At 60.7% G+C, this 23,503-nt stretch carries 20 protein-coding genes and 1 riboswitch; of the genes, 5 read left to right on the forward strand and 15 right to left on the reverse strand.

Going from position 1 to position 23,503, the window contains the following annotated elements; translation table 11 throughout:
* Positions 1–8: 8 nt before the first annotated feature.
* From kdpB to WFK59_RS18990, 7 genes are all read right to left on the reverse strand, one after another.
* Positions 9–2,057, reverse strand: coding sequence for a potassium-transporting ATPase subunit KdpB (kdpB, locus tag WFK59_RS18960; RefSeq protein ID WP_336756826.1), 2,049 nt, complete (start codon positions 2,055–2,057; stop codon positions 9–11).
* On the reverse strand, positions 2,054–3,742 hold the full coding sequence (kdpA, locus tag WFK59_RS18965; protein WP_233986642.1) for a potassium-transporting ATPase subunit KdpA: 1,689 nt from the start codon (positions 3,740–3,742) through the stop codon (positions 2,054–2,056). Before kdpA ends, kdpB begins: the two co-directional genes overlap by 4 nt.
* Complete coding sequence (gene kdpF / locus WFK59_RS18970) at positions 3,742–3,831, reverse strand: K(+)-transporting ATPase subunit F (protein WP_010253443.1); 90 nt, start codon at positions 3,829–3,831, stop codon at positions 3,742–3,744. The genes kdpA and kdpF overlap by 1 nt, the downstream gene beginning before the upstream one ends.
* A 108-nt stretch (positions 3,832–3,939) precedes the next feature.
* Positions 3,940–5,106: an HD-GYP domain-containing protein gene (locus WFK59_RS18975; RefSeq protein ID WP_336756829.1), complete on the reverse strand. Its 1,167-nt coding sequence runs from the start codon at positions 5,104–5,106 to the stop codon at positions 3,940–3,942.
* A 180-nt stretch (positions 5,107–5,286) separates the two neighbouring features.
* Complete coding sequence (locus WFK59_RS18980) at positions 5,287–6,243, reverse strand: 2-hydroxyacid dehydrogenase (RefSeq protein WP_336756831.1); 957 nt, start codon at positions 6,241–6,243, stop codon at positions 5,287–5,289.
* On the reverse strand, positions 6,224–7,615 hold the full coding sequence (locus WFK59_RS18985; protein ID WP_233986630.1) for an MFS transporter: 1,392 nt from the start codon (positions 7,613–7,615) through the stop codon (positions 6,224–6,226). The genes WFK59_RS18980 and WFK59_RS18985 overlap by 20 nt, the downstream gene beginning before the upstream one ends.
* Positions 7,616–8,485: 870 nt before the next feature.
* A complete protein-coding gene (locus WFK59_RS18990) occupies positions 8,486–8,986 on the reverse strand; it encodes a GNAT family N-acetyltransferase (protein ID WP_233986628.1) in 501 nt (166 codons plus the stop codon).
* A 72-nt stretch (positions 8,987–9,058) separates the two neighbouring features.
* Between WFK59_RS18990 and WFK59_RS18995 the strand changes: the two genes are divergently transcribed.
* Positions 9,059–10,891, forward strand: coding sequence for an ABC transporter ATP-binding protein (locus WFK59_RS18995; RefSeq protein ID WP_336756834.1), 1,833 nt, complete (start codon positions 9,059–9,061; stop codon positions 10,889–10,891).
* On the opposite strand, the gene WFK59_RS19000 is transcribed toward WFK59_RS18995, so the two are convergent.
* Entirely contained in the window at positions 10,888–12,012 is a 1,125-nt protein-coding gene (locus WFK59_RS19000; protein ID WP_336756835.1) for a GNAT family N-acetyltransferase, read from the reverse strand. The two genes, WFK59_RS18995 and WFK59_RS19000, sit on opposite strands and share 4 nt — an antisense overlap.
* Positions 12,013–12,266: 254 nt before the next feature.
* On the opposite strand from WFK59_RS19000, the gene WFK59_RS19005 reads away from it, so the two are divergent.
* Complete coding sequence (locus WFK59_RS19005; RefSeq protein WP_336756836.1) at positions 12,267–12,872, forward strand: alpha/beta hydrolase; 606 nt, start codon at positions 12,267–12,269, stop codon at positions 12,870–12,872.
* Positions 12,873–12,875: 3 nt separating this feature from the next.
* Here WFK59_RS19005 and WFK59_RS19010 read toward each other — a convergent pair whose 3' ends face one another.
* Together WFK59_RS19010 and crcB are read right to left on the reverse strand one after the other, a co-directional pair.
* The gene (locus WFK59_RS19010; RefSeq protein ID WP_336756837.1) at positions 12,876–13,691 is read right to left on the reverse strand and encodes a sugar phosphate isomerase/epimerase family protein; all 816 of its coding nucleotides are present in this window, start codon (positions 13,689–13,691) and stop codon (positions 12,876–12,878) included.
* Positions 13,692–13,829: 138 nt separating this feature from the next.
* Positions 13,830–14,207, reverse strand: a complete 378-nt coding sequence (gene crcB, locus WFK59_RS19015; protein WP_233986593.1) for a fluoride efflux transporter CrcB — start codon at positions 14,205–14,207, stop codon at positions 13,830–13,832.
* Positions 14,208–14,299: 92 nt separating this feature from the next.
* A riboswitch (Fluoride riboswitch) is annotated at positions 14,300–14,375 on the reverse strand.
* 126 nt (positions 14,376–14,501) lie between these two features.
* On the opposite strand from crcB, the gene WFK59_RS19020 reads away from it, so the two are divergent.
* On the forward strand, positions 14,502–15,422 hold the full coding sequence (locus tag WFK59_RS19020) for a nucleoside hydrolase (RefSeq protein ID WP_336756838.1): 921 nt from the start codon (positions 14,502–14,504) through the stop codon (positions 15,420–15,422).
* A 6-nt stretch (positions 15,423–15,428) separates the two neighbouring features.
* On the opposite strand, the gene WFK59_RS19025 is transcribed toward WFK59_RS19020, so the two are convergent.
* Positions 15,429–16,457, reverse strand: a complete 1,029-nt coding sequence (locus WFK59_RS19025; RefSeq protein ID WP_233986568.1) for a zinc-binding alcohol dehydrogenase family protein — start codon at positions 16,455–16,457, stop codon at positions 15,429–15,431.
* Positions 16,458–16,595: 138 nt separating this feature from the next.
* On the opposite strand from WFK59_RS19025, the gene WFK59_RS19030 reads away from it, so the two are divergent.
* Together WFK59_RS19030 and WFK59_RS19035 are read left to right on the forward strand one after the other, a co-directional pair.
* Positions 16,596–17,498, forward strand: coding sequence for a GntR family transcriptional regulator (locus WFK59_RS19030; RefSeq protein ID WP_233986560.1), 903 nt, complete (start codon positions 16,596–16,598; stop codon positions 17,496–17,498).
* A 169-nt stretch (positions 17,499–17,667) separates the two neighbouring features.
* Positions 17,668–19,020, forward strand: a complete 1,353-nt coding sequence (locus WFK59_RS19035; protein WP_233986553.1) for an MFS transporter — start codon at positions 17,668–17,670, stop codon at positions 19,018–19,020.
* Positions 19,021–19,041: 21 nt separating this feature from the next.
* Here WFK59_RS19035 and WFK59_RS19040 read toward each other — a convergent pair whose 3' ends face one another.
* From WFK59_RS19040 to WFK59_RS19055, 4 genes are read right to left on the reverse strand one after another with little or no spacing between them, the layout of a single operon-like run.
* On the reverse strand, positions 19,042–20,433 hold the full coding sequence (locus WFK59_RS19040; protein ID WP_336756841.1) for a hypothetical protein: 1,392 nt from the start codon (positions 20,431–20,433) through the stop codon (positions 19,042–19,044).
* Positions 20,426–21,337 (reverse strand): alpha/beta fold hydrolase, encoded by a 912-nt coding sequence (locus WFK59_RS19045; protein WP_233986543.1) that lies wholly within the window; start codon positions 21,335–21,337, stop codon positions 20,426–20,428. The genes WFK59_RS19040 and WFK59_RS19045 overlap by 8 nt, the downstream gene beginning before the upstream one ends.
* A 59-nt stretch (positions 21,338–21,396) precedes the next feature.
* The gene (locus tag WFK59_RS19050; protein ID WP_233986539.1) at positions 21,397–22,314 is read right to left on the reverse strand and encodes a LysR family transcriptional regulator; all 918 of its coding nucleotides are present in this window, start codon (positions 22,312–22,314) and stop codon (positions 21,397–21,399) included.
* Between the two features lie 2 nt (positions 22,315–22,316).
* Positions 22,317–23,378 (reverse strand): dipeptidase, encoded by a 1,062-nt coding sequence (locus WFK59_RS19055; RefSeq protein WP_442956318.1) that lies wholly within the window; start codon positions 23,376–23,378, stop codon positions 22,317–22,319.
* Positions 23,379–23,503: the final 125 nt, after the last annotated feature.

Here is a 23,503-nt window from a genome sequence, read left to right on the forward strand (position 1 = left end):
TCTTCTCCTCAGGCCATGCCTGACAGCACTAACAGCAAATCGATCGCTTTGATGCCGACAAACGGCACCAGCAGGCCACCCAGCCCGTAGATCAGCAGGTTGCGGCGCAGCAGGGCCGCGGCGCTCAGCGGGCGATAGCTGACCCCCTTCAGCGCCAGCGGAATCAGAAACACAATCACCAGCGCGTTAAAGATCACCGCCGACAGAATCGCGCTGGCCGGTGAGTGCAGATGCATCACGTTGAGCATGTTGAGTTGCGGATAGGTGGCCGCAAACGCCGCCGGAATAATGGCGAAATATTTCGCCACGTCGTTGGCGATGCTGAAGGTGGTCAGTGAACCGCGCGTCATCAGCATCTGTTTACCGATGTGTACCACTTCCAGCAGTTTGGTCGGGTTCGAGTCGAGATCGACCATGTTGCCCGCCTCTTTCGCCGCCTGGGTACCGGAGTTCATCGCCACCGCCACGTCGGCCTGGGCCAGCGCCGGCGCATCGTTGGTGCCGTCACCGGTCATCGCCACCAGCCGTCCTTCTGCCTGATACTGGCGGATCAGCGCCAGTTTGGCTTCCGGCGTCGCCTCGGAAAGAAAATCATCCACGCCCGCTTCGGCGGCAATCGCCGCGGCGGTCAGTGGGTTATCGCCGGTGATCATCACGGTTTTGATGCCCATCTTGCGCAGCTCGGCAAAGCGCTCTTTAATGCCGCCTTTGACGATATCTTTCAGCGCCACCACACCCAGCACTTTCGCCCCTTCTGCCACCACCAGCGGCGTACCACCGGTGCGCGCCACCTCTTCAACCCGGGCATTCACCTCGGCCGGAAACGCGCCGTGGCTGGCTTCAATATGGCGACGTACCGCATCGACCGCGCCTTTACGGATCAGCCGGTCCTGCACGTTGACGCCGCTCATCCGGGTCTGCGCCGAGAACGGAATAAAGCTGGCGCCCATGCTGCTGAGATCGCGCTCACGCAGATTAAATCGCTGTTTCGCCAGCACCACGATGCTGCGACCTTCCGGTGTTTCATCGGCCAGCGAGGCGAGCTGAGCGGCATCCGCCAGTTGCTCTTCGCTGACGCCCGGTGCCGGCAGAAACTGCGTCGCCTGACGGTTGCCCAGGGTGATGGTGCCGGTTTTATCCAGCATCAGCACATCCACATCACCCGCCGCTTCCACCGCGCGGCCGCTGGTAGCGATGACGTTAGCACCCAGCATCCGGCTCATCCCCGCCACGCCAATCGCCGACAGTAAGCCGCCGATGGTGGTCGGGATCAGACAGACCAGCAGCGCCACCAGCACCGTGACGCTGACCGGCGTCCCGCCCCACGCCGAGAACGGCCAGAGGGTGACGGTCGCCAGCAGAAACACGATGGTGAGCGACACCAGCAGAATGGTCAGGGCGATCTCATTCGGGGTTTTACGCCGTTTGGCCCCTTCCACCATGGCGATCATCCGGTCAAGGAAGGTTTCGCCCGGATTGGCGCTACAGGTGATCACCAGCCAGTCCGAGAGAATGCGGGTCCCGCCGGTTACCGACGCGAAATCACCGCCCGATTCACGGATGACCGGCGCGGATTCGCCGGTAATCGCGCTCTCATCCACCGAAGCTCCGCCTTCTATCACTTCGCCGTCGCACGGAATGATGTCGCCCGCTTCCACCAGCACCGCGTCGCCTTTACGCAGCTGATCGGCGCTCACCTGCTGCCACTCTGCGCCATAGCGCGCCGCCGTGAGTTTTTTGGCAAAGCTGGTCTTTTTCACCCCTTTCAGGCTGCTGGCCTGGGCTTTACTGCGCCCTTCCGCCAGCGCCTCGGCCAGATTGGCAAACAGCACGGTGAACCACAGCCAGACCGCAATTGCGCCGGTAAAACTGGCGCTGCCGTTCAGTTTGCCAGCCAGCATCGCCAGCGCCAGAAATGAGGTGAGAATGCTGCCAAGGTAGACCACAAACATCACCGGATTACGGAACTGCACCCGTGGATCGAGCTTTTTCAGCGCATCCCAGGCTGAAGTACGCAGCAGCGCCGCGTCAAATAACGCCTGTTGTTGACGACTCATGAGGATTGTCCCTGAACAAGTTGCAGATGCTCAGCCACCGGGCCCAGCGCCAGAGCAGGAATAAAGGTCAGCGCCCCCACCAGCAGCACGGTACCGACCAGCAGCGCAATAAACAGCGGGCCGTGAGTCGGCAGTGTGCCGTTGCCCACCGGCTGCACTTTTTTCACCGCCATGGCACCGGCAATCGCCAGCACCGGAATGATGATGCCGAAGCGACCCAGCAGCATGCAGGCGGCCAGCAGCAGGTTCCAGAACGGCGTGTTGGCGCTCAGCCCGGCAAAGGCGCTGCCGTTGTTATTGGCCGCCGACGAGACCGCGTAGAGCACTTCACTGAAGCCGTGAATGCCGGGGTTAGCCATCGCTGAGCGACCGGCGTCCGTCATCATCGCCAGCGCGGTGCCGATTAACACCAGTGCCGGCGTCACCAGAATCGCCAGCGCGGTCATTTTCATCTCCCATACGTCGATCTTTTTACCGAGAAATTCCGGGGTACGGCCGATCATCAGCCCGGCGATAAATACCGCCAGCAGCACAAACAGCAGCATCCCGTAGAGTCCGGCACCGACGCCGCCGAACACCACTTCACCCAGCTGCATCAGCCACATCGGCACCATGCCGCCCAGCGCGGTGAAGGAGTCGTGCATGGCGTTGACCGCACCGCAGGAAGCCGCCGTGGTGATCACCGCAAACAGGCTGCTGTTAAGAATGCCAAAGCGGGTCTCTTTGCCCTCCATGTTGATGGCGCTGTCGGCCCCCAGCTGGAGGAAGTGCGGGTTGCCGCGCAGTTCGGCCCACATGACGACTGCCACCGCCACCACAAACATCAGCGTCATCGCCCACAGCAGCATGTTGCCCTGACGGCGATCGCGCACGCTTTCACCAAAGGCAAAGCAGAGCGCCGCCGGGATCAGGAAAATGCTCAGCATCTGGATCAGGTTGGTCAGCAGATTCGGATTTTCAAACGGATGAGAGGAGTTGGCGTTAAAGAAGCCGCCGCCGTTGGTGCCGAGCATTTTGATCGCTTCCTGCGAGGCGACCGGGCCCATCGCCAGCGTTTGCTGCGTGCCTTCCAGCGTGGTAAGCGTGTGATAAGGCGACAGCGTCTGAATACTGCCCTGGCTGACAAACACCAGCGCCATCAGCAGGCTGATTGGCAGCAGCACATAGAGCGTGATGCGCGTCAGGTCACGCCAGGCGTTGCCGAGCGTCCCGATGCCGCGCTGGGCGAAGCCGCGAATCAGCGCAAACGCCACCGCAATACCGGTCGCCGCCGACAGGAAGTTCTGCACCGTCAGGCCCACCATCTGACTGAAATAGCTCAGGGTGCTTTCACCGCTGTAGGACTGCCAGTTGGTGTTGGTGACGAAGCTGACCGCGGTATTGAGCGCCAGATGCCAGCTCAGGCCCGGCAGTCCCTGCGGGTTAAGCGGCAGCGTGCCCTGCAGCAGTAAAATCGCCAGCAGCAGCGCAAAGCCGAGCGCATTAAACAGCAGGATCGCCAGCAGGTAGTGCGGCCAGCGCATCTCGCTTTGCTCTGCGCCCAGCAGTCGCCACAGCGGCGCTTCGGCCCGGGCGAACACCGGCTTATCGGCAATCAATGCCGCCAGCCCGCGGCCAAGCGGCTGCGCCAGCACCATTAACAGCAGCAGGTAACATCCGACGAGTAAAAAAGCATTAGCCGCCATCAGAAGGCCTCCGCATTTAACAGGGCATAGATCAGATAGCCCAGTAACAACACCACCAGCACAATGCCGGTTATTACGCCCACGCTCACAGGAACCTCCAGAGGTTTGGATTTGCTGATTAGCTTGCGCGGCGGCGTATAAAGAAGGGGTTAAAATGCAGCGGGCGGGCGTAAAAATAGTGTAAAAATGGCGAAAAATCAGGCGACTTCCAGCGCCCAGATGCGGTTGAGGTCGACATTGCCCCACCGCGTGCTGTCTTCCGCCCCGACGATGCTGTCGGTACAGAAGCTGTCGCCAAGGTCGAGCTCTTCCGGTTTCACTTCGCGCTGGGCGTGCAGCGACCAGAAAACGTGGACACAGGGCTTCATCAGCGATTTTTCACCCGCTTTCACCACCAGTGCCACCCGACCTGAGGCCAGCCGCACCAGTGAACCGACCGGATAAATGCCGATGGTGCGGACAAAGGCGTGCAGCAGGCCGTTATCGAAGTGGCCGCGCCAGCTCAGCATCTGATGCATCGCCTCGGCGGGCGTCCAGCCGGTGCGGTAGGCGCGCGTCGAGGTGATGGCGTCATAGACATCGCACACCGTCGCCATGCGGGCATAGAGCGAAATCTCCTCGCCTTTCAGGCCGTGCGGATAGCCGCTGCCGTCATACTTTTCATGATGGTGCAGCGCAATATCCAGCAGATCGGCGTCGGCATTGGCCTCCATCAGCATCTGCGCGCCGACGATGGGGTGCTGCCGCATGATAGTAAATTCGTCATCGGTCAGCTTGCCCGCTTTGTTCAGGATCGCCAGCGGCACCGCCGCTTTGCCCACATCATGCAGCAAGCCGCCCATCCCGACGCGCCGCAGCTGGATCTCATTCAGCCCGAGCCTTTTACCCAGCGAAATCATCAGCCCGCAGACCGCCATCGAATGCAGATAGGTATAATCATCGTGATTTTTCAGCCGCGCCACGCTCAGTAGCGCAGAAGGCTCACGCCGGATCGATCCGGAGATTTCATCCACCAGATCCATCATATAATCGAGGTTAAGGCTGGTCCCGAGACGCGCCTCGTTAAACATTGCCAGCACTTTCGATTTGCCCTGCTGAAAGATCTGCTGCGCCTGATCCAGCTCCTGGAAAAACGGCGTCCGGGCGATCGACCTTTTTGTCACAACCGGCGCGATCGGCGCCTGCACCGATCGATCGAGGTCGATCCAGAGTTGCTGGATCCCTTCGTTGCGTAGCAAAGCGATTTGTCGTGGATCGGTGATTAGCATCTGGTTGCGAATACGTTTGTCTTTTATCCACCAGACCTCCAGTTTGTGGATAAACATGCCTGGACGTAATTCGTCAACGGTAATCAGCTTTATCACGATATCACTCCTTAATATCAGCGGGGGGTAAGGTGATATCGGCAGCTGGACAAAATTTCTTCAGGCCGTTTTGTGCGGAGTGTGTGGTCGGAGGAGGCAGGATAAATCGCGGGGAAAAGCATCCTGTTCACAGGTTTTCGCTGGCACTACGGCGATGCCCGCCACGGCATCGCCGGTACGTTACGCTACCGGGGTCAGCACCGCTTTACCGCTGGCGAACGCCAGCATATTTTCGAACACCAGATCGGCCATCGCCGCCATGGTTTCTGTGGTATTGCTGGCGATGTGCGGGGTGATCACCACGTTGTCACACTGACGCAGCGCCGCAGGCACCTGCGGTTCCTGCTCAAACACATCCAGCCCGGCCCCGGCGATCTGCCCGCTTTCCAGCGCCGCAATCAGCGCTTGCTGATCGACCACGCTGCCGCGCGCAATATTAATCAGATAACCCTGCGGACCCAGCGCCTGCAGAACTTCGGCGTTGATGATCTGCCGTGTGGCCGCCCCGCCAGGCAGCGTCAGCACCAGAAAATCTGCCTGCTGCGCCAGTGAGACAAGGCTGTCGTGACGGATATAAGGCACATCCGGGCGTGAGCGCGGGTTGTAGTAGTGAATCGTCATATCAAACGCCTGCGCCCGCTTTGCCACCGCCTGACCGATATTGCCCAGCCCGACGATGCCGCACACCTTGCCACCCACTTTGCGGCTCAGCGGAAAACGTCCCTGCTGCCAGTGGCCGGCGCGGGTAAAGCGGTCCGCTTCGCTGATGCGTCGCGCCACGTCCAGCAGCAGCGCCATGCCGAGGTCCGCGACGCACTCATTCAGTACCTCGGGCGTATTGGTCACCACAATGTTGCGCGCCCGGGCCGCCGCCATGTCGATGCTGTCGTAACCGACGCCGTTGCTGCAGATCGCCCTGAGATTGGGCAGCGCCGCAATCAGCGCCGCCGGTGCGCCCATTACCGCATTGCCGCTGGTGACCAGCATGTCGATTTTTGCACCCATTTCCGCCAGAAAAGCCGCTTCGTCGTCCGCTTCCCACAGCCGATAGGCGGTAAAAGACGTTTCGATATTCGCTATCAGCTGTGGTGGCAGAAATTTTCCCTTAATCAGCACGTTACATTGCTTTAATGCCATCTTCTTTCCCCTGTTTTTCGTAGGATACCGGCCGTTGATTCTGTTCGCCGACCCGTTCAATCGGTCCCATCACCAGCAGGAACAGCAGTGCCGCCACCACACAGTGCGCAGCAACGAAGGCCAGCCCGATGCCGTAGCTGCCGGTCAGGCCGACGATGATGCCGAACAGCAGCGGCGTGGTGAAACCGGCGATATTGCCGATGCCGTTAAAAATTGAGCCTGCCAGGCCGACCGCTTCTTTCGGCGCGGTGTCGCTGATCACCGTCCAGGTTCCGGCACCCGCCGCCACTCCTTTGCCATAAAAGGCAAATGACATAATGGCGATAATGCCGACGTTGCTGGGGATGACCGCCGCCAGCACCAGGCTGGCCGCCATCAGCATCCCGACGATATAGGGCGTTTTGCGCGCCCAGGAGACGCTCCAGCCTCTGGCAATCAGTTTGTCAGAGATATAGCCGCCGCTGATGCCGCCGAGGAAGCCGAACAGCGCCGGTGCAATGGTGGCAAAGCCCGCTTCCATGATGTCCATCCCGCGCGCCTGCACCAGATAGATTGGAAACCAGGTAATGAAGAAGTAGCTCAGCGCGATAATGCAGTACTGGCCGAGATAGGCGCACCACAACATGCGGTTAGTCAGCAGCTTTCTGAACATCGCTTTACTGACCGGCGGACGCGCTTTAAGGGTCTGTGCGGCGTCGATATCTACCAGGCCGCCGCCTTTAATAATGTGCTGCAGTTCGCTTTCTGATACGCCGGGATGGTTGCGCGGCTCGCGCATATAGGCGGCCCAGACAAACACCGCCAGCACGCCGATACCGCCCAGCACGAAGAACGGCCATTCCCAGCCGAAGCGCGATACCAGCCAGCCCGACAGCGGCGAGAAGATGGCGACAGCGAAATATTGTGCCGAGCTGAACAGCGACGAGGCGCGACCGCGCTCTGCGCCAGGGAACCACATAATCACCACCCGCGCATTGGCGGGAAAGCTGGGGGCTTCAATCAGTCCCAGCAGAAAACGCAGGCCGAACATCAGCATCAGTGCGCCGCTCAGGCCGGTGGAGAACTCACCGACGAAGCCCATCGCCAGCGTCGAGACCGACCAGAGCGCCAGCGTCACGCCATAGACCTTTTTGGCACCAAAGCGATCGAGAAACAGCCCGCCGGGGATCTGCCCAATGACATAAGCCCAGCTGAAGGCGGAGAGGATCAGCCCAAGCTGGATCGCTGACAGGCCGAACTCCTCTTTAATCGCCGATCCGGAGATCGACAGGATCGAACGGTCGGCATACGCCACCACCGACAGAAACAGGATCAGACACAGGATCCAGATGCGAACATGGGTGGTGCGGGTGGTCGTTTTGTCTTTAACCATGAGGTGAATTCCTTAAAAAGCGGCGGGTTACGTCGCGAGGTTTTTTTCAGGAATACCGCTGAGATTCCCCTGTTGAGCAAATATAGATAGGAGGCTAATCATTGGTCATTGTGCGAATGTTGAGATCGTCGACGCTGATTTGGCTTAATTCTGGCAACCGCCACAACCGCCAGTGCGGCGCTGCACAAAAGCAGAAAAAGCCGCTGCGTTGTGCCGGAGAATGTGCGCCAGATCGAGGAATTAGCGCCAGCCGACAGCTATGGCTTAATGCTCGTCAGTTAAGCGACCGGTGATAACGCAGTCTGGTGCCGCTCCGGGGCTGGCGGTCCTCGCGCCGCTGCGCGGTTCCTTCACGTCATTCCTCTGCCTGACGGACCGCCGGGGATGGCACATCCTGTGCCGCCCCGCCTTTCGCCCGCGTCCTGCGGGCTCTCCTGGCAGACTCATTCTGTTCAGCGCTGCGGATTGCCTGCCCCTGATCGGCCCCCGCCTGCTCTGAAACTTCAGTGTGTATTGTTAAAAAGGGCACAAGAGTGGAGGCCTGAGCGCCTCTGCTGCTGAAAGGGCTATCCGCAGCGCTGAGGCGTGACGTTGGGCCAGAACGCCACGCCGGGAAGCGTGGAGAGTTCGGGGCCGGCCAGGGAGGGCCGATCCGCGAACGGTTCGTCGGCACGACGTCAAAGCCGAAGGTACCGCGCAGCGGCGCGAGGACGGCCCGGCAGCAGCAGAGGTGCTCAGGCCCGCACGCCGGCACGCCTGCCCAAAAAAAGCTGCCACGTCTGACCGTGACAGCCTTTGCAAATTTAACCTTAAATGACGAGCATGAGTCTCAATGGCCTGGCTTGATCAGAACAGCCTGACCACCGTCTGTCAGGCCTCGTGCAGCAGTTTCGCCATCACCACCACGTCATGCAGTTTACCGTCACGCAGTGCCGCCTGACGAAGAACCCCTTCCCGCTCAAACCCCAGACGCTGATAGAGCCGAAGCGCCCGTTGATTGTCGTGAAACACTTCCAGCTGCATACGGCTGATGCCGAGCCAGTTGCGCGAATAGTCGAGCGCGGTGCGGATCAGCCGTTCGCCCACGCCGCGGCCGCTAAAGGCGGGATCGACGCCCAGCCCGAAACTGATGCTGTGCCGGGTGCGCGGTTTATTATCGACAAACAAGGTCAGCTCTCCGGCCATCTCCCCGTCGATTTCCGCCACAAAGGCGATAAACCCTTCGGCATCCATTTTCAGGAACTTTTTCTCCCAGGTCGCGACGCTGGGAAACGGCAACTGTAGCGTCCAGGGGTAGACATCAGGGTGACTGTAGAGCCGCTGATAGGCGGCGGCATCGTGAGGTTCGCGTCCCCGAATGGTAATTTCCATATTTTCTCCTGTTAGCCGGGCGGGTTTATTGCACTAAGCTGTAGCTCTTCATCGGACGGAAAGAGTACTGCTATGTTGTATCGCCGTTTTGAACGCTTTATCAATATTTTTCATGATGCTCCCAGCGATTCGCCACCCACTACGGTCTGGTCCTTTTATGCTTACTACCTGCGCCAGGTCTGGCCGAGTTTTGCCGCGCTGCTGCTGGTCGGGCTGGCGTCCGCACTGATCGAAGTGGCGCTGTTCAGCTACCTGAGCCGCATTATCGACCTGGTGAATCACTCAACGCCCGCCACCCTGTTCAGCGATAACTGGCCGCTGCTGCTGTGGATGGGCGCGGTGGCGCTGATCCTGCGGCCGATTTTTATCGCCCTGCACGATATGCTGGTGCATCAGAGCATCAGCCCGAGCATGACCAGCATGATCCGCTGGCAGCATCACAACTACGTGCTGCGTCAGAGCCTGAACTTCTTTCAGAACGATTTCGCCGGCCGTATCGCGCAGCGGATTATGCAGACCGGCAGTTCGCTGCGCGATTCTTCGGTGCAGCTGGTCGACGCCATCTGGCATGTGCTGATCTACTCAGTCACCTCGCTGGTGCTGTTCGCCGAAGCGGACTGGCGGCTGATGATCCCGCTGGTGCTGTGGATTCTCGCCTACAGCGCCTCGCTGCGTTTCTTTGTGCCACGCGTCAAGGCGCGCTCGGTGGTCTCATCGGAAGCGCGCTCTAAGCTGATGGGCACCATCGTCGATGGCTACACCAATATCACCACCATCAAACTGTTCGCCCACAGCGATCTGGAGCGGCGGTACGCGCGCGAAGCGATTCAGGAGCAGACCGACAAAACCCAGCACGCCAGCCGCATGGTCACCAGCATGGATCTGACGCTGTCGGCGCTGAACGGGATGCTGATTGTCTCAACCTCCGGACTGGCGCTGTGGCTCTGGAGCCAGTCGCTGATTAGCGTCGGGGCGATTGCGCTGGCGACGGGCCTGGTGATCCGTCTGGTGAATATGTCGGGCTGGATCATGTGGGTGGTGAACGGCATTTTCGAAAACATCGGCATGGTGCAGGATGGCCTGAACACCATTTCTCAGCCTCTCAGCGTGCAGGATGCGCCGGGGGCGAAACAGCTGAAGGTGACGCGCGGTCAGATCCGCTATGAAGATGTGCGTTTTGACTACGGCGGCGGCCGTCAGGTGATTAACCAGCTCAACCTCGACATCAAACCCGGCGAGAAGATTGGCCTGATTGGCCCGTCCGGTGCCGGTAAATCGACGCTGGTCAATCTGCTGCTGCGGCTGTATGACCTGAACGGTGGACGGATTGTGATTGACGATCAGGATATCGCCACGGTGACTCAGGAGAGTCTGCGCAGTCAGATCGGCATGATCACTCAGGACACCTCGCTGCTGCACCGTTCGATACGTGAAAACCTGCTCTACGGGCGTCCCGACGCCAGTGAAGCGGAGTTACAGATGGCGATTCGCCGCGCCCGCGCGGACGAGTTCATTCCGCTGCTCTCCGATCCGCAGGGCCGCACCGGGCTTGATGCCCACGTCGGGGAACGCGGCGTGAAGCTGTCGGGCGGTCAGCGTCAGCGGGTGGCGATTGCCCGCGTGCTGCTGAAGGATGCGCCGATCCTGATCATGGATGAGGCGACGTCGGCGCTGGACTCCGAAGTGGAAGCGGCAATTCAGGAGAGCCTGGAGTCACTGATGCAGGGCAAAACCGTTATCGCTATCGCGCACCGCCTGTCGACCATCGCGAAAATGGACCGGCTGGTGGTGCTGGATAAAGGCGGGATTGTCGAGACCGGCAGCCACGCGGAGCTGCTGGCGCGCAACGGCTTGTATGCGCGCCTGTGGCAGCATCAGACCGGCGGTTTTGTCGGCGTCGATTAATCGCCGCGTCGGTAAGGCAAGGCGTCGCGTGCTTCTTCGGCCCAGCCGCGCACGCCTTCCCGCTCCTGCTGCAGGAAATCAGCGACTGCGCTGCGTAAGCCGGGATGCAGCAGATAGTGCCACGAGTGGGTGATCTGCGGCTCGAAACCGCGCACCAGCTTATGCTCGCCCTGCGCACCAGCATCGAAGCGCGTCAGCCCCTGCTCAATCGCGAAATCCATCCCCTGATAAAAGCAGGTTTCGAAGTGCAGCCGATCGAACTCCGCCAGACAGCCCCAGTAGCGACCATATAACGCTTTCTCATCCCGCAGGTAGAACGCCATCGCCGCCGGTTGCTGCTGTAGCCGTGCAATGACCACCATGATGCTGTCCGGCATCCGTTCCGCCAGCAGGCTGAAGAAATCCCGCGTCAGGTAGGGTTGCTGACCGCGCACCGCATAGGTATTGGCGTAACAGGTATAAACAAAATCCCACTGATCTTCGCTGAGCTGGTCACCGCGATAGCGCTCGAACACGAAACCGCTTTGCATCACCTGCTCGCGCTCTTTACGCAGCTGTTTGCGCTTGCGCGACATCAGCGTATCGAGGAAATCCTGAAAATCGCGGTAGCCGCGGTTGTGCCAGTGGTACTGGCAACCGAGCCGCGCCAGCCAGTCGGGCTGGTCAGCCAGCAGCTGGTTGGCCTGCGCATCGGTAAAGTTAATGTGCGCCCCGCTTAATCCCTGCTGCAGCAATCGCTCCGGTAACGCCGCCAGCAACTGCGCCGCGGCCGCGCTGTCACCCAGCAGGCGCGCTCCGCTGACCGGGCTGAAGGGGATCGCGCCCAGCCATTTGGGGTAATAGCGGATGCCGGCGCGCTGGCTGGCGTCTGCCCAGGCGTGATCGAACACATACTCGCCCCAGGAATTGCGTTTGCGGTAGCCCGGCAGCGCGGCGCGGGTCACGCCGCCTTCGCGCCAGACCAGATGATCCGGCTGCCAGCCCGACTCGGGCCGTACGCTGCCGCTCTGTTCCAGGGTAAGCAGAAAGGCGTGGCGTAAAAAAGGCTGATCGTCAGGCAACAGCGCATCCCACTCGGCGGCGGGGATCTCCGCCAGCGAAGTCAGGTGAAACAGCGACATGAAAAACTCCAGACAGCAACGGGCGAACGTTCAGTCAAGCAGGTTTTCTGCGCCAGCGAAAGGGTAAAGGCACGCAATGTGAAGGTCGCGTCGGATGCGCGATTATCTCTTGCTCAATCGCTATCGGAAAAGCATGCTGTCGCTCTCCGGTATCGATGAAAGGCTTAACAGTGTGCGCTGCAGCTGAACGCAAAGGTACCGATCGGGGTAACGGAGTGAATACGGGTGATAACGGCTTTTTCAGAGGAACAATAATGGCAAAAGCACTGGTGATATTTCTGCATGGCGTCGGCAGCAACGGCGACGATCTGGCCCCAATCGGCGATCACTGGGCAACATTATTGCCGGATGTGGCCTTTGCGTCACCTGATGCGCCCGACAGGTTTGATGCCGGTTTTGGCTATCAGTGGTTCAGCCTGAACGGCGTCACGCCTGAGAACCGTCCGGCACGGGTGCAGGCGGCGCGGGCGGCGTTTGACGCCACGCTCAGCGACATCATGACCCGGCACGGCTTCGCCGGACGCTGGCAGGAGGTGGTGCTGGTCGGCTTTTCCCAGGGATCGATTATGGCGCTGGATGCGCTGGCCTCGGGCCGTTATCCGCTGGCGGGCGTGGTGGCCTTTTCCGGTCGTCTGGCGTTTGACGGCGCGCTGACGCCACGGCCCTATCTGCCAGCGATGCTGATCCACGGCCAGGCCGATGAGGTGATCCCGTGGCAGGAGAGCGAATCGGCCGCTGCCCGGCTGAAACAGGCAGCGGTGCCGGTTGAGACGCGGTTTGAACCCGCCACCGGCCACACCATTTCAGCGCAGGGCGCGATGCACGCCGCCGCGTTTATTGCGCAGTGTCTGCAGGATTAACGGCTACGGCCAGTAGCGATTCAGGGCCTGCCACGCCTGCTGTGCGGCGACCTCAGGCGGCAGGCGTTTCAGCGTATCATTGAACACTTCAATGCCAACCGGGCCCTGATAACCGGCACTTTTCAGCTTATCCACAAAGCGTCCGATATCGATAATGCCGTCGCCGGGCAGCAGGCGCTGATGACGCGCGATGTCGATCAGGCTCTGCTTATCCTGCGGCGGAACGGCCGCCATATCACACAGCTGCACCTCGTAAATCCGCTCGGCAGGAATGCCATCGAGCTGGGACGCATCGCCGCCCAGCGCGCAGATGTGAAACAGATCGACCACCAGCCCGATGTTGGGCTGATCGAGACGCTGCAAGCGCTGCCATGCCAGCGGCAGGGTGTTATCGACGCTGCACCACGCCATCGGCTCATACATGATGCGCATGTTGTAACGTGCCGCTTCCGACGCCATCCAGCGCAGGTCATCGTCGATCTGCTCGGCGCAGCAATCTTCGCGGGTGGTGGCGGGTGCCTGAAGGGTGTCGCACCCCAGCGCCTGAGCGATCTGAATAAACTGACGCAGCTCGTCGCGCTTCTGTCCGCGCAGCGCGCTGGGCGCGCCGCTAAAATCACGCAGAACCTGCAGGTTGGTAAAGCCAGGCCCCTGCTGCGCGGCCATCCGGGCCAGCGCCACCGCACCGCCGTCACAGGTATCAACATCTTCGCGCCAGATTTCAACCTGGTCGAAACCGGCGTCACGCGCCGCCTGCAACTTCTGCCCGGGCTCACCGTTTAACAACACCAGGTTAAGGAATGTTGGATTACGACTCATCTCTCTGCTCCTTAATCGTCCGGAATAATCGGTGAAAATCATCAGCTGCAACGCCGCACGCCTTGCGGCCTGCCAGAGCATCGCAGCTGAAACAGTATCTACCTCTAAAGCGTTATGACAAGTCGCGATTACCGCGCCTCAGCCCAGCAGCGTGACCAGCGCGAAACCGGCAAACGCCATCAGCAGTGAGCCAATCACATGCACCAGCGCGCTGGCCATCGCCCAGAGATACTTACCTGATTGTAGCAACCCCATTAATTCCGCCGTAAACGAGGAGAAGGTGGTCAGCCCGCCGCACAGTCCGGTGACGATCAGCAGCTTCCACGCCGGGTCGACCTCCGGATGACGGACAAACCACGCCAGTGCGCCACCGATCACCAGCCCGCCGATCAGATTGACCAGCAGCGTACCGGGCGGCAGATTGGGAAATAAGGCATTGAAACGCACCGCGAATAGCCACCGCAGCACACAGCCAGCAGAGCCGCCAATCATGACGGCGAACAACGGTTTCAACATGTCTTGCTCCTGATTGCAGATGTCACGCCGGGCTGAGGGAGGAGGCAGAGATAAACCGCGCCTGACACCGCAGCTCCCGCGAAAGGATAAACAGAGTGTCAGGCGTCATCAGCCGGGGTTAAGCCCGCCGGCGGTTGGGAAAGGTGGCACGCCATCACCTTGAGCGAAGGATAATACGATGTGGCTATCCGGCTGGCAACTGAGCCGCCGCCGCCGCCGCTGGCGCTGAAAACCTTGACGACGGCGCGGCGGTCAGGGTAATGCTGAGGATTAAGGCGGAGACCTGGAAAGGCTATGCGTACCCTGATTATTGATACTGACATCGGCGTTGACGACGCGTTTGCGCTGGCCTATGCGGCGCGCACCCAGCATCTGCTGGGCATCACCACCGTGTTCGGTAACGTGGCGGTGGGTCAGGCGGTGAAAAATGCCCGGCTGTTCTGCGAGAAAATGGCGATTAAGGCAGAGGTGTATCGTGGCTGTTCCCGGCCGCTGGCGCAGCGTCCGAGTGCGCCCGCCACGCTGCACGGCGAAGATGGACTGGGGGATGCGTTTGACAACCCGTTCAGCGACGCGGCACCGGGTGCGGTGCAGTTCATTATCGACAGCGTACGCGCCCATCCGCAGCAGATCACCCTGGTGGCGATTGGCCCGCTGACCAACATTGCCAGCGCGATTAATCAGGCACCGGAGATCGTTCCGCTGATTAAGGAGCTGGTGATTATGGGTGGCGCTTTCGGCACCGGCGGTCATAGCGGCAACGTGACGCCGTTCAGCGAATTTAACATCTGGAAAGATCCGCACGCCGCCGATCAGGTGCTGACGTCGGCGCTGAAGGTGGTGGTGATTCCGCTGGATGTCACTCATCAGGTGCTGATCACCGGCGATGAGGTTGAGCGGCTCAACCAGCCGGTTCTGAGCGCTATCTGCCGTCCCTATCTGGCTTACAGCCTGGCGAAAGAGGGCTTTAACGGCATGGCGCTGCATGACACGCTGGCGCTGGCCTGGCTCAGCCTGCCTGAGGCGTTCACCTTAACGGAAAGCCCGCTGCGGGTGATCACCGAGGGCATTGCCTGCGGCCAGACGGTGCGCAAACTCAGCGCGCTGGCCTCGCGTCATGATCCGTTCGAGGGGCTGCCAGCACAACGTATTGCGCTGGCGGTGGATGCTGACGCGGTGCGGTCACACTTCTTTCAGGCCCTGACCGCACCCTGAGTGACCTCAGCGATCGAAATGAATCACGCCTTTGATCAGCTCGCGGTTGTTGATCACCTGCGGCTCAAACGTTTCTGCCAGAGATGAAAAATCGAGGTGATGATTGAGCATCATCTCTGCGCGCAGCGCGCCGCTGGCCATCAGCGCCACTACCCGATCAAAATCTTCACGGGTGGCGTTGCGGCTGCCCATCAGGGTGGTCTCTTTTTTATGGAACTCACTGTCCGGGATCACCAGATCGCCTTTATGCAGCCCGACATAGACGATGGTGCCGCCGTGGCGCATCAGATTCACCGCATTGTTCATCGCCGCCGGACTGCCGGTGGCGTCGATCACTTTGAGCGCCAGACGCCCGCCAAACTGCTCGCGTAGCGCAGTGTAAAAGTCCTCTTCCGCCGGATTCAGCGCCGCCAGGCCAAGCTGATCAGCGACGTGCTGACGACGGAAGGCGCTGGTATCGGCGACCACCACCTCAGCGCCGCTGGCGGCGGCAATCGCCGCCACGCCCAGTCCAATCGGCCCCGCCCCGACCACTAACACCTGCTCGCCAGCCACGATCGCCGCGCGTCTTACCGCATGAGCGCTGATGGCAAAGGGTTCAATCAGCGCGGCCGCTTCCGGTGCCACCTGATTGACCGCCAGCAGCGTGCTGACCGGCACGCTCAGGTAGTCGCAGAAACCGCCATCCTGATGCACGCCAATCACCGAGATCTGCTCGCAGCAGTTGGTCTTGCCACTCTGACAGGCATCGCAGCGCAGGCAGGAGATATAAGGCATCAGCGCCACCCGCTGACCCGGTTCGAAGCCGCTGGCACCGCTGCCCAGCGCCACCACTTCGGCACAGAGTTCATGGCCCAGCACCCGCGGATAGCTGAAGAACGGCTGATTACCGGACCAGGCGTGAATATCGGTGCCGCAGATACCGGCAGTAAGAATTTTAATCAGTGCTTCACCGGCGGCGGGCGTCGGTTGCTCGCGCGTGGCCCATACCATCTTGCGTGGCTCGGCGATGACCAGTGCTTTCATTGTTGTCATGGTGATTCTCCGGTTTGTCCTGCACGCAGTTATGGCGAATCCTGACCGCCGCGCGGCGTTGGCTTGCGGGAAGTGTGAAGCACGACGATTTTTTTGGGCTTTGAATGGTTTTTAATGCATTAAAAACCGGAGGGCGACATGAGCCGCAGTCAGAATTTACGTCATAACGTGATCAATCAGATGCTGGAAAGCATCGCCCAGCGCCACATTCTTTCGCCGTTGCCTCCCCAGGCGGCGCTGGCCGAGATGTTCAATATCAGCCGTACCACGGTGCGTCATACCCTGCACTATCTGCATCAGCGTGGCGTGCTGGAAAAAGTGGATCAGACTTACCTGATCGTCCGCGATCCGCAGGAAGAAGATGGGTTCAGCGCGTTAACGCCGCCGATTGAGCAGCAGGCCAGCCACTTCGAGCAGGTCTTTTTTAATATGATTAATCAGCGCCAGCTGGTGCCGGGCGATACCTTCAGCGAACTGCAACTGGCCCAGCAGGTGAAAGTCAGCCCGGTGGTGGTACGGGAATTTCTGCTGCGTTTTATGCGCTACGATCTGCTGGAGCCGGTCAAACGGGGTCAGTGGCGGATGAAGAAATTCACCCAGGATTACGCAGAGAAGCTGTTTGAACTGCGGGAGATGCTGGAAACCCATGCGCTGAGCCGCTTTCTGAATCTGCCCGCCAGCGATGAGCGCTGGGTACAGGCGCGGGATCTGCTGGATCGCCACCGATCGATGCGCGACACCATCGCCAGCAACTACCGCCACTTTGCCGCGCTGGATCGGCAGATGCATTCGCTGATTTTATCGGCCGCCAACAATCCCTTTTTTAATCAGTCGCTGGAGATTATCTCAGTGATATTTCATTCGCATTATCAGTGGGATGAGAGCGATCTGAAACAGCGAAATATCGTGGCGCTGGAGGAGCATATGGCGATTCTGACCGCGCTGATCGGCCGTCAGGATATTGACGCGCTCTGTGCATTACATAACCATCTGGCGACCGCCAAAACCTCAATGGTGCGCTCGATCGGGCAGTACAATTAAAAACCGATTAAAAACCACAAAGCATTAGCTCCCGCACGATTCAGAAACATCTTTGCAACATCCTTCACCCTTTGCTCTTAGTCTCGACAGCAACGTCATGGCGGCCATTTGCCGCCGCGCGAACCCCCTCTTCACCATAACGATAAGTACCCAGCTTCGGGAGAGTGCAATGGAAAAGACATCAGTGACCGGCCACGACAACGTGTCCGGCAGTGCGGCGCCAGGCCAGGATTACGTTCCGATGCGCGGCGATATCGTTCGCTCACCGCGCATCCGCAAAATTCAGGTAACAGCGATGCTGTTGCTGCTGTTCGCCGCCATTATCAACTACCTTGACCGCAGCTCGCTGTCGGTCGCCAACATGACCATTCGTGAGGAGATGGGGCTGAGCGCCACCGAGATCGGCTTCCTGCTCTCGGCCTTCTCGCTGGCCTACGGCCTGGCGCAGTTGCCGTGCGGCGCGCTGCTGGATCGTAAAGGGCCGCGCATTATGCTCGGCATCGGCATGTTTATCTGGTCGCTGTTTCAGGCGGCGTCCGGGCTGGTGCATAACTTCACCCAGTTCATCCTGGTGCGTATCGGCCTGGGCATTGGTGAAGCGCCGATGAACCCGTGCGGCGTCAAAGTGATTAACGACTGGTTCAATATCAAAGATCGCGGTATGCCGATGGGGATGTTTAATGCCGCCTCAATGATCGGCCTGTCGGTGGCACCGCCGATTCTGGCGGCGATGATGCTGGTGATGGGCTGGCGCGGCATGTTCGTCACCATCGGTATCCTCGGGATGTTCCTCGCTATCGGCTGGTATATGGTTTACCGCGATCGCGATAACAACACCCTGAGCGCAGAAGAGATCCACTATCTGCAGGCGGGCAGTGTGGCGTCGCGTAAAGAGCCGATCAGCTTCAAAGAGTGGCGCGGTCTGTTTAAGCAGCGCACCATGTGGGGAATGATGATTGGCTTCAGCGGCATCAACTATACCGCATGGCTCTATATCGCCTGGCTGCCGGGTTATCTGCAGTCGACCTATCATCTGGATCTGAAAAGCACCGGCCTGCTGGCGGCGATTCCGTTCCTGTTTGGTGCCGCGGGGATGTTGCTGAACGGCTATGTGGTCGATTCGCTGGTCCGCCGGGGCTTTAACGCGGTGAAAACCCGCAAGGTCTGCATCGTCAGCGGGATGCTGCTCTCGGCCGGCTTTACCGCCGTGGTGACCCGCGCCACCGATACCACCAGTGCCGTGACGCTGATTGGCATGGCGCTGTTCTGCATTCACTTCGCCGGGACTTCATGCTGGGGCCTGATTCACGCCAATGTGACGGCCCGCATGACCGCATCGGTCGGCAGTATCCAGAACTTCGCCAGCTTTATCTTCGCCTCCTTTGCACCGGTCATCACCGGCTGGGTGCTCGACACCACCAAATCGTTCAGCATGGCGCTGATGATTTGTGCCTGCGTGACGCTGGTTGGCGCACTGGCTTACCTGCTGCTGGTGCGCAAACCGATCACCGACGGCGAGTAATCCCGCCTGACGGCGCAGACATCAGGTCAGCGCCGTCAGGGTCACGCCATGTTTCGAGCCATAGCGCTGGATACCGGAAATCACCTTCTCCACGCTCAGCGGCGGCGGCGGCGGTAACAGCGGCGCCCGTTGCCGTAATGCCGAGTCAAAGCGGGCGAAAGTGGCGAAATCGCGCGGGAAGCGCTCCTCATCCACCCCAATCAACGCTCCCTCCTCCCGCGCATAGGCCAGCAGCGACTGCCAGCGCGTGATCTCTGCCAGCCCGATGCTGTCGGTGCCGTGGGAAAACAGCATCATGTCGATGTTGCGGAACGGCGGCTGTTTTTCGAGGAAACGCTGCAGCGCCGCGGCGGAGGGCTCGGTGCAGAACACCAGCCAGAACGGAATCGCGTGCTGCTGCATACTGCACCAGGGGTCCATCAGCAGGAAGCTGTCCACCGTCAGGCGGGTCGGTAAAATACCGGCGGCCAGATACCAGTCGCGGTAGATCTCCGCCACCACATAGCTCATCGCCTCCGGATCTTCGTAACGAATCTCCATCAGCTTCAGGCCCTGAGCCTCCGCCAGTTTTTTCAGCGGCGAAATCAGATAACCATCTAATCCCCATTCCGCTTCCGGTACGTGGTCAGTGATGGCAGGCGGCGTCCAGCGCTCGCGATCGATGCCGTAGCGCGCCAGATATTCCGCCACCCGCGGGCCACCCTGTAAGTACTCTTTTTCGGTCGCGCCGCCGAGCGCGCCAAACTGAAAGAACGAGCGATCGCTGGTGCGCGTGACCGGCCATTGTCGGGTGCAGTGATTAATAAACAGCGTTGACCCGGCCGGCAGGCTGCCCATCAGAAACTCGTTGAACGCCAGCGGCAGTTCGCGCAGTTTCAGCCGGAAGTAGCGCATCTGATCGAGCATCAGCCGATCCTGATTCGGGTCCTGCATGTGGTGCACCGCCAGCCGCGGCCAGGCGGCCAGCAGCGCGGCGGCAATCTCCTTGCCCTGCTCGAAGCTGGTCTGCGCATCATCGGGATCGTTATTGGCGGCCCGCACCGGGCAGAGGAAGGTCTGGGGCAGCCAGGGCGCGCCCATCGCCGCCGCCAGGTGAATCAGCGCCCCGTTCGATGAACCGATAAAGGCCGCCGGATAATCCTGCTGCGGATATTCACTGACCATCCATTCGGCGATCCCTTCCACATCCAGCTCGCCGGCCTGACGCAGCGTGATGCCTTCTGCCATGCCGCCCAGCGCATAACCCCATTCGCGCAGCCCGGTGGGTAGCCGGTTAAGCGACGGCAGCAGGCGATCCAGCGTCGGTGACTGGCTGGGGCTGGCGAAAGGCCGATCGTGCAGCGCGTTAGCCAGCGCCAGCAGCATCGCGGCGGACGAGTCGAAGCGGGCAATCCCTTTCGGTGGTTTACTCATGCTGATCCTCCTGCTGGATACGCGCCAGGAACGGGCGAATGGCGTGACAGAAACTCCACGGATAGACGTAGTGCAGGGTGTGCGTGCCGTCACGCAGCGTAAGGGTTTCGCTGTGCGGCATCAGGGCGGCGAGTTCATCCAGCCAGCGCGCCGGACAGACCGGGTCGCGCGAGCCGCGCAGCAGCAGGGTGGGCGCGCTGATGTAGGTCAGACGATGCTCAATATGGTCACGCATCATGGCGCGCAGGGTGCCAAAGGCGCGCCGCAGACCCGCTTTGGCGTAATCGATGCGCGCCAGCGGCCCCGGCGGACGACGGGCTTCCAGTCGGCCATTGCGCCAGTCGCGCCACAGCTGACGTGGCAGGCTACGGGCGTGGCGATCGACCGTCGGCCCCTGCAGCACCAGCCCCGCTACCGCCTGCGGATATTTCACCGCCAGCGCAGCCAGAATCTGACAGCCAAACGAGTTGCCCACCCAGATGGCGCGCTGGAAACCGTTGTGCTGCAGCCACAGCCACAGCGCGTCCGCCAGTTGATCCACCGACATCACCGGTGCTGAGGCGGGCAGCGCACTGGCACCGAAACCCGGCAGGTCCGGCACCAGTACGTGATAATCGCGGCTCAATGCCAGCGCCAGCGGCTCCATTGCCCGGCCGGACAGCACCAGGCCGTGAATCAGCACCACCGGCAGCCCCTGAGTTTCATTTGGCGTCACGCGGGTAAACATCCGCCAGTCGCCAATCTGCTGATAATAACCGGCCAGCCCGGCGTGATGGCTGCGCGGCGAGACCGGCGGCGTCTGTTTCAGCTGCTGCCAGCGTTTCATGCCCCACAGTGTGGCCGCCACACCTAACCCAACGCCTGCCACGATAGCCGCCTGTTTTCGTCGATGTTTCTGGATCATCCGCTGCTCCTGTTTCGGGGGGATAACTCAGTGTAGGACGGGATCAGGCAGCAGGCGGGTTATCCGGTTAACGGCGTGACAAATTGCGCTTCGCACTGACGGGCAATCGCCCACAGCTGGGTGCGGATCACCTGCTTGAGATGCAGCGTGGATTGCGATTGTGGCTGGTCACGGCGGCTGATCAGCATCACCTCAAACGGCAGCGGCTGGGCCACCGGCAGCAGCGTCAGCTGATCGGCATAGCGGCAGGCGGTGAAGAGATCGACCACGCCCACGCCACCGCCCGCCAGCACCATATCGGCAATCACGGAGTAGGTTTTGATCGACAGCGAGTGGGCCGAATGCAGCTGGCGATCGCGCAGCGCCCGGTGCAGCACCCGGCCCAGCGGGTCCTGCTGCTGCATCATCAGCAGATTATTGTGGCACAGCCACTCCAGCGTGACCGGCCCGCGCTGTGTGGTGTTGCGCGGCAGCAGCGCCACCATCGAGGACTGAAACAGCGGCTCAGCCAGCAGATCGGCATCGACCTGCTGACCAAACACCAGCGCGAAATCGAGCTGGTTATCAAGCAGCGCGCCACACAGCGTGCTGAAGTGTTCGGTGACCAGTTCGACGTTGACGAAAGCGGCCTGCTGACGAAACGCCACCAGCGCCGGTGCCAGCACGCTCTGACCAAAGGCGTGGGCTGCGCCAACTCTCACCCGTTGTCCTTCACCGCGCCGCAGCTGTTCCGCCAGCTGGGTGATCGCCTGCAGCCGCTGGTACAGCTCATCGACTTCCGGCAGCAGGCGACGGCCCTCTTCGGTCATCACCATTCCCTGCGCGCGCCGCTCAAACAGCGCAAACCCGAGTTGCTGCTCGGCGTGATTCAGCACCCGGCTGACATTGGGCTGCGAGACGTTAAGCAGCCGCGCCGCGCCACTGATGGTGCCGGTCTGGACAATTGCCTGGAACACTTCAATGTGGCGCAGCCGCATTGTCAGCCGCCCCAGGTGGCGTCGAGGACGCGTAACCAGTTGCCGTAACAGATTTTATTCAGCAGCGCCTCTGAATAGCCTCGCTGTGCCAGCGCGCTGACCAGATGCGGAAAACCGGCCACATCCTGTAAATCGCCCGGCATGGTGGCCCCATCAAGATCGGAGCCAAACCCCACGCCATCCTCGCCCACTTTCTCCAGCAGGTATTCCACATGCCGCACTATCTGGTCAACGCCGGTTGGCGCATCACGATCGCCATCTTCACGCAGAAAAGGGACGGCAAAGTTCACGCCGACAAAGCCGCCGCTCTCCGCAATCGCTGCCAGCTGACGATCGGTGAGGTTACGCGACTGTGCGCTGAGCGCATGGGCGTTGGAGTGGCTGGCCACCAGCGGCGCATCGCTGAGGGCGGCGGCCTGCCAGAAGCCTTTCTCATCCATGTGCGACAGATCGACCAGGATGCGGCGGCGATTGCAGTCACGCACCAGCTGTTCACCGGCGGCCGTCAGACCGTCACCAAGGTCCGGTGAAGAGGGAAAGCGGAACGGAACGCCATAGCCGAACTGATTGTTCCGGCTCCACAGCGGCCCCAGCGAGCGCAGACCGCTGGCGTAGAGGATATCCAGCAGCTCTCCCTGGGTGTCCAGCGCTTCCGCGCCTTCAATGTGCATCACCACCGCCAGCACGTTGTGCGCCATGCAGTGACGAATTTCGGCGGCCGACCGGCAGATTTTCACCTGCCCGCCGGACGCGGCTTCAATGCGTAACAGTAAGGCCAGCATCGAAAAGGTGGCGTCACGGGCTGCGTGGATCATTTCCTGAGGAAAATGAATCGCATCTGGCTCACTTCTTGCAACAACCGGATGGGAAGGCACCCAGACGGCAAAGATGCCGCCCGCCATTTTTCCGCGGCGGATACGCGGAAAATCGAACTGGCCGCTGGCGGTTCCCTGAAAAAAGGCGCCGATCGGGTCCGCCTGATGGTGCTGCCATAAGCGGCTTAACACGTCGTTATGACCATCAAATACCGGGATTGCAGCAGAGTGTGTCTCAGACATATTCATCCATTCCGTTAATGACAGAGATGACGCAAGTGCTGCCAGCCGGCAGGGCGACCGCACCATAAAGAGGCAATTTCAGCGCCGCTGAAACCGCGAGAGTCCTCTATTAATCCTCTGCTCGCGGCGGG

Origin of the sequence: Pantoea sp. USHLN298 (genome assembly GCF_037149395.1) — a bacterium.
Taxonomy (GTDB): domain Bacteria; phylum Pseudomonadota; class Gammaproteobacteria; order Enterobacterales; family Enterobacteriaceae; genus Pantoea; species Pantoea astica.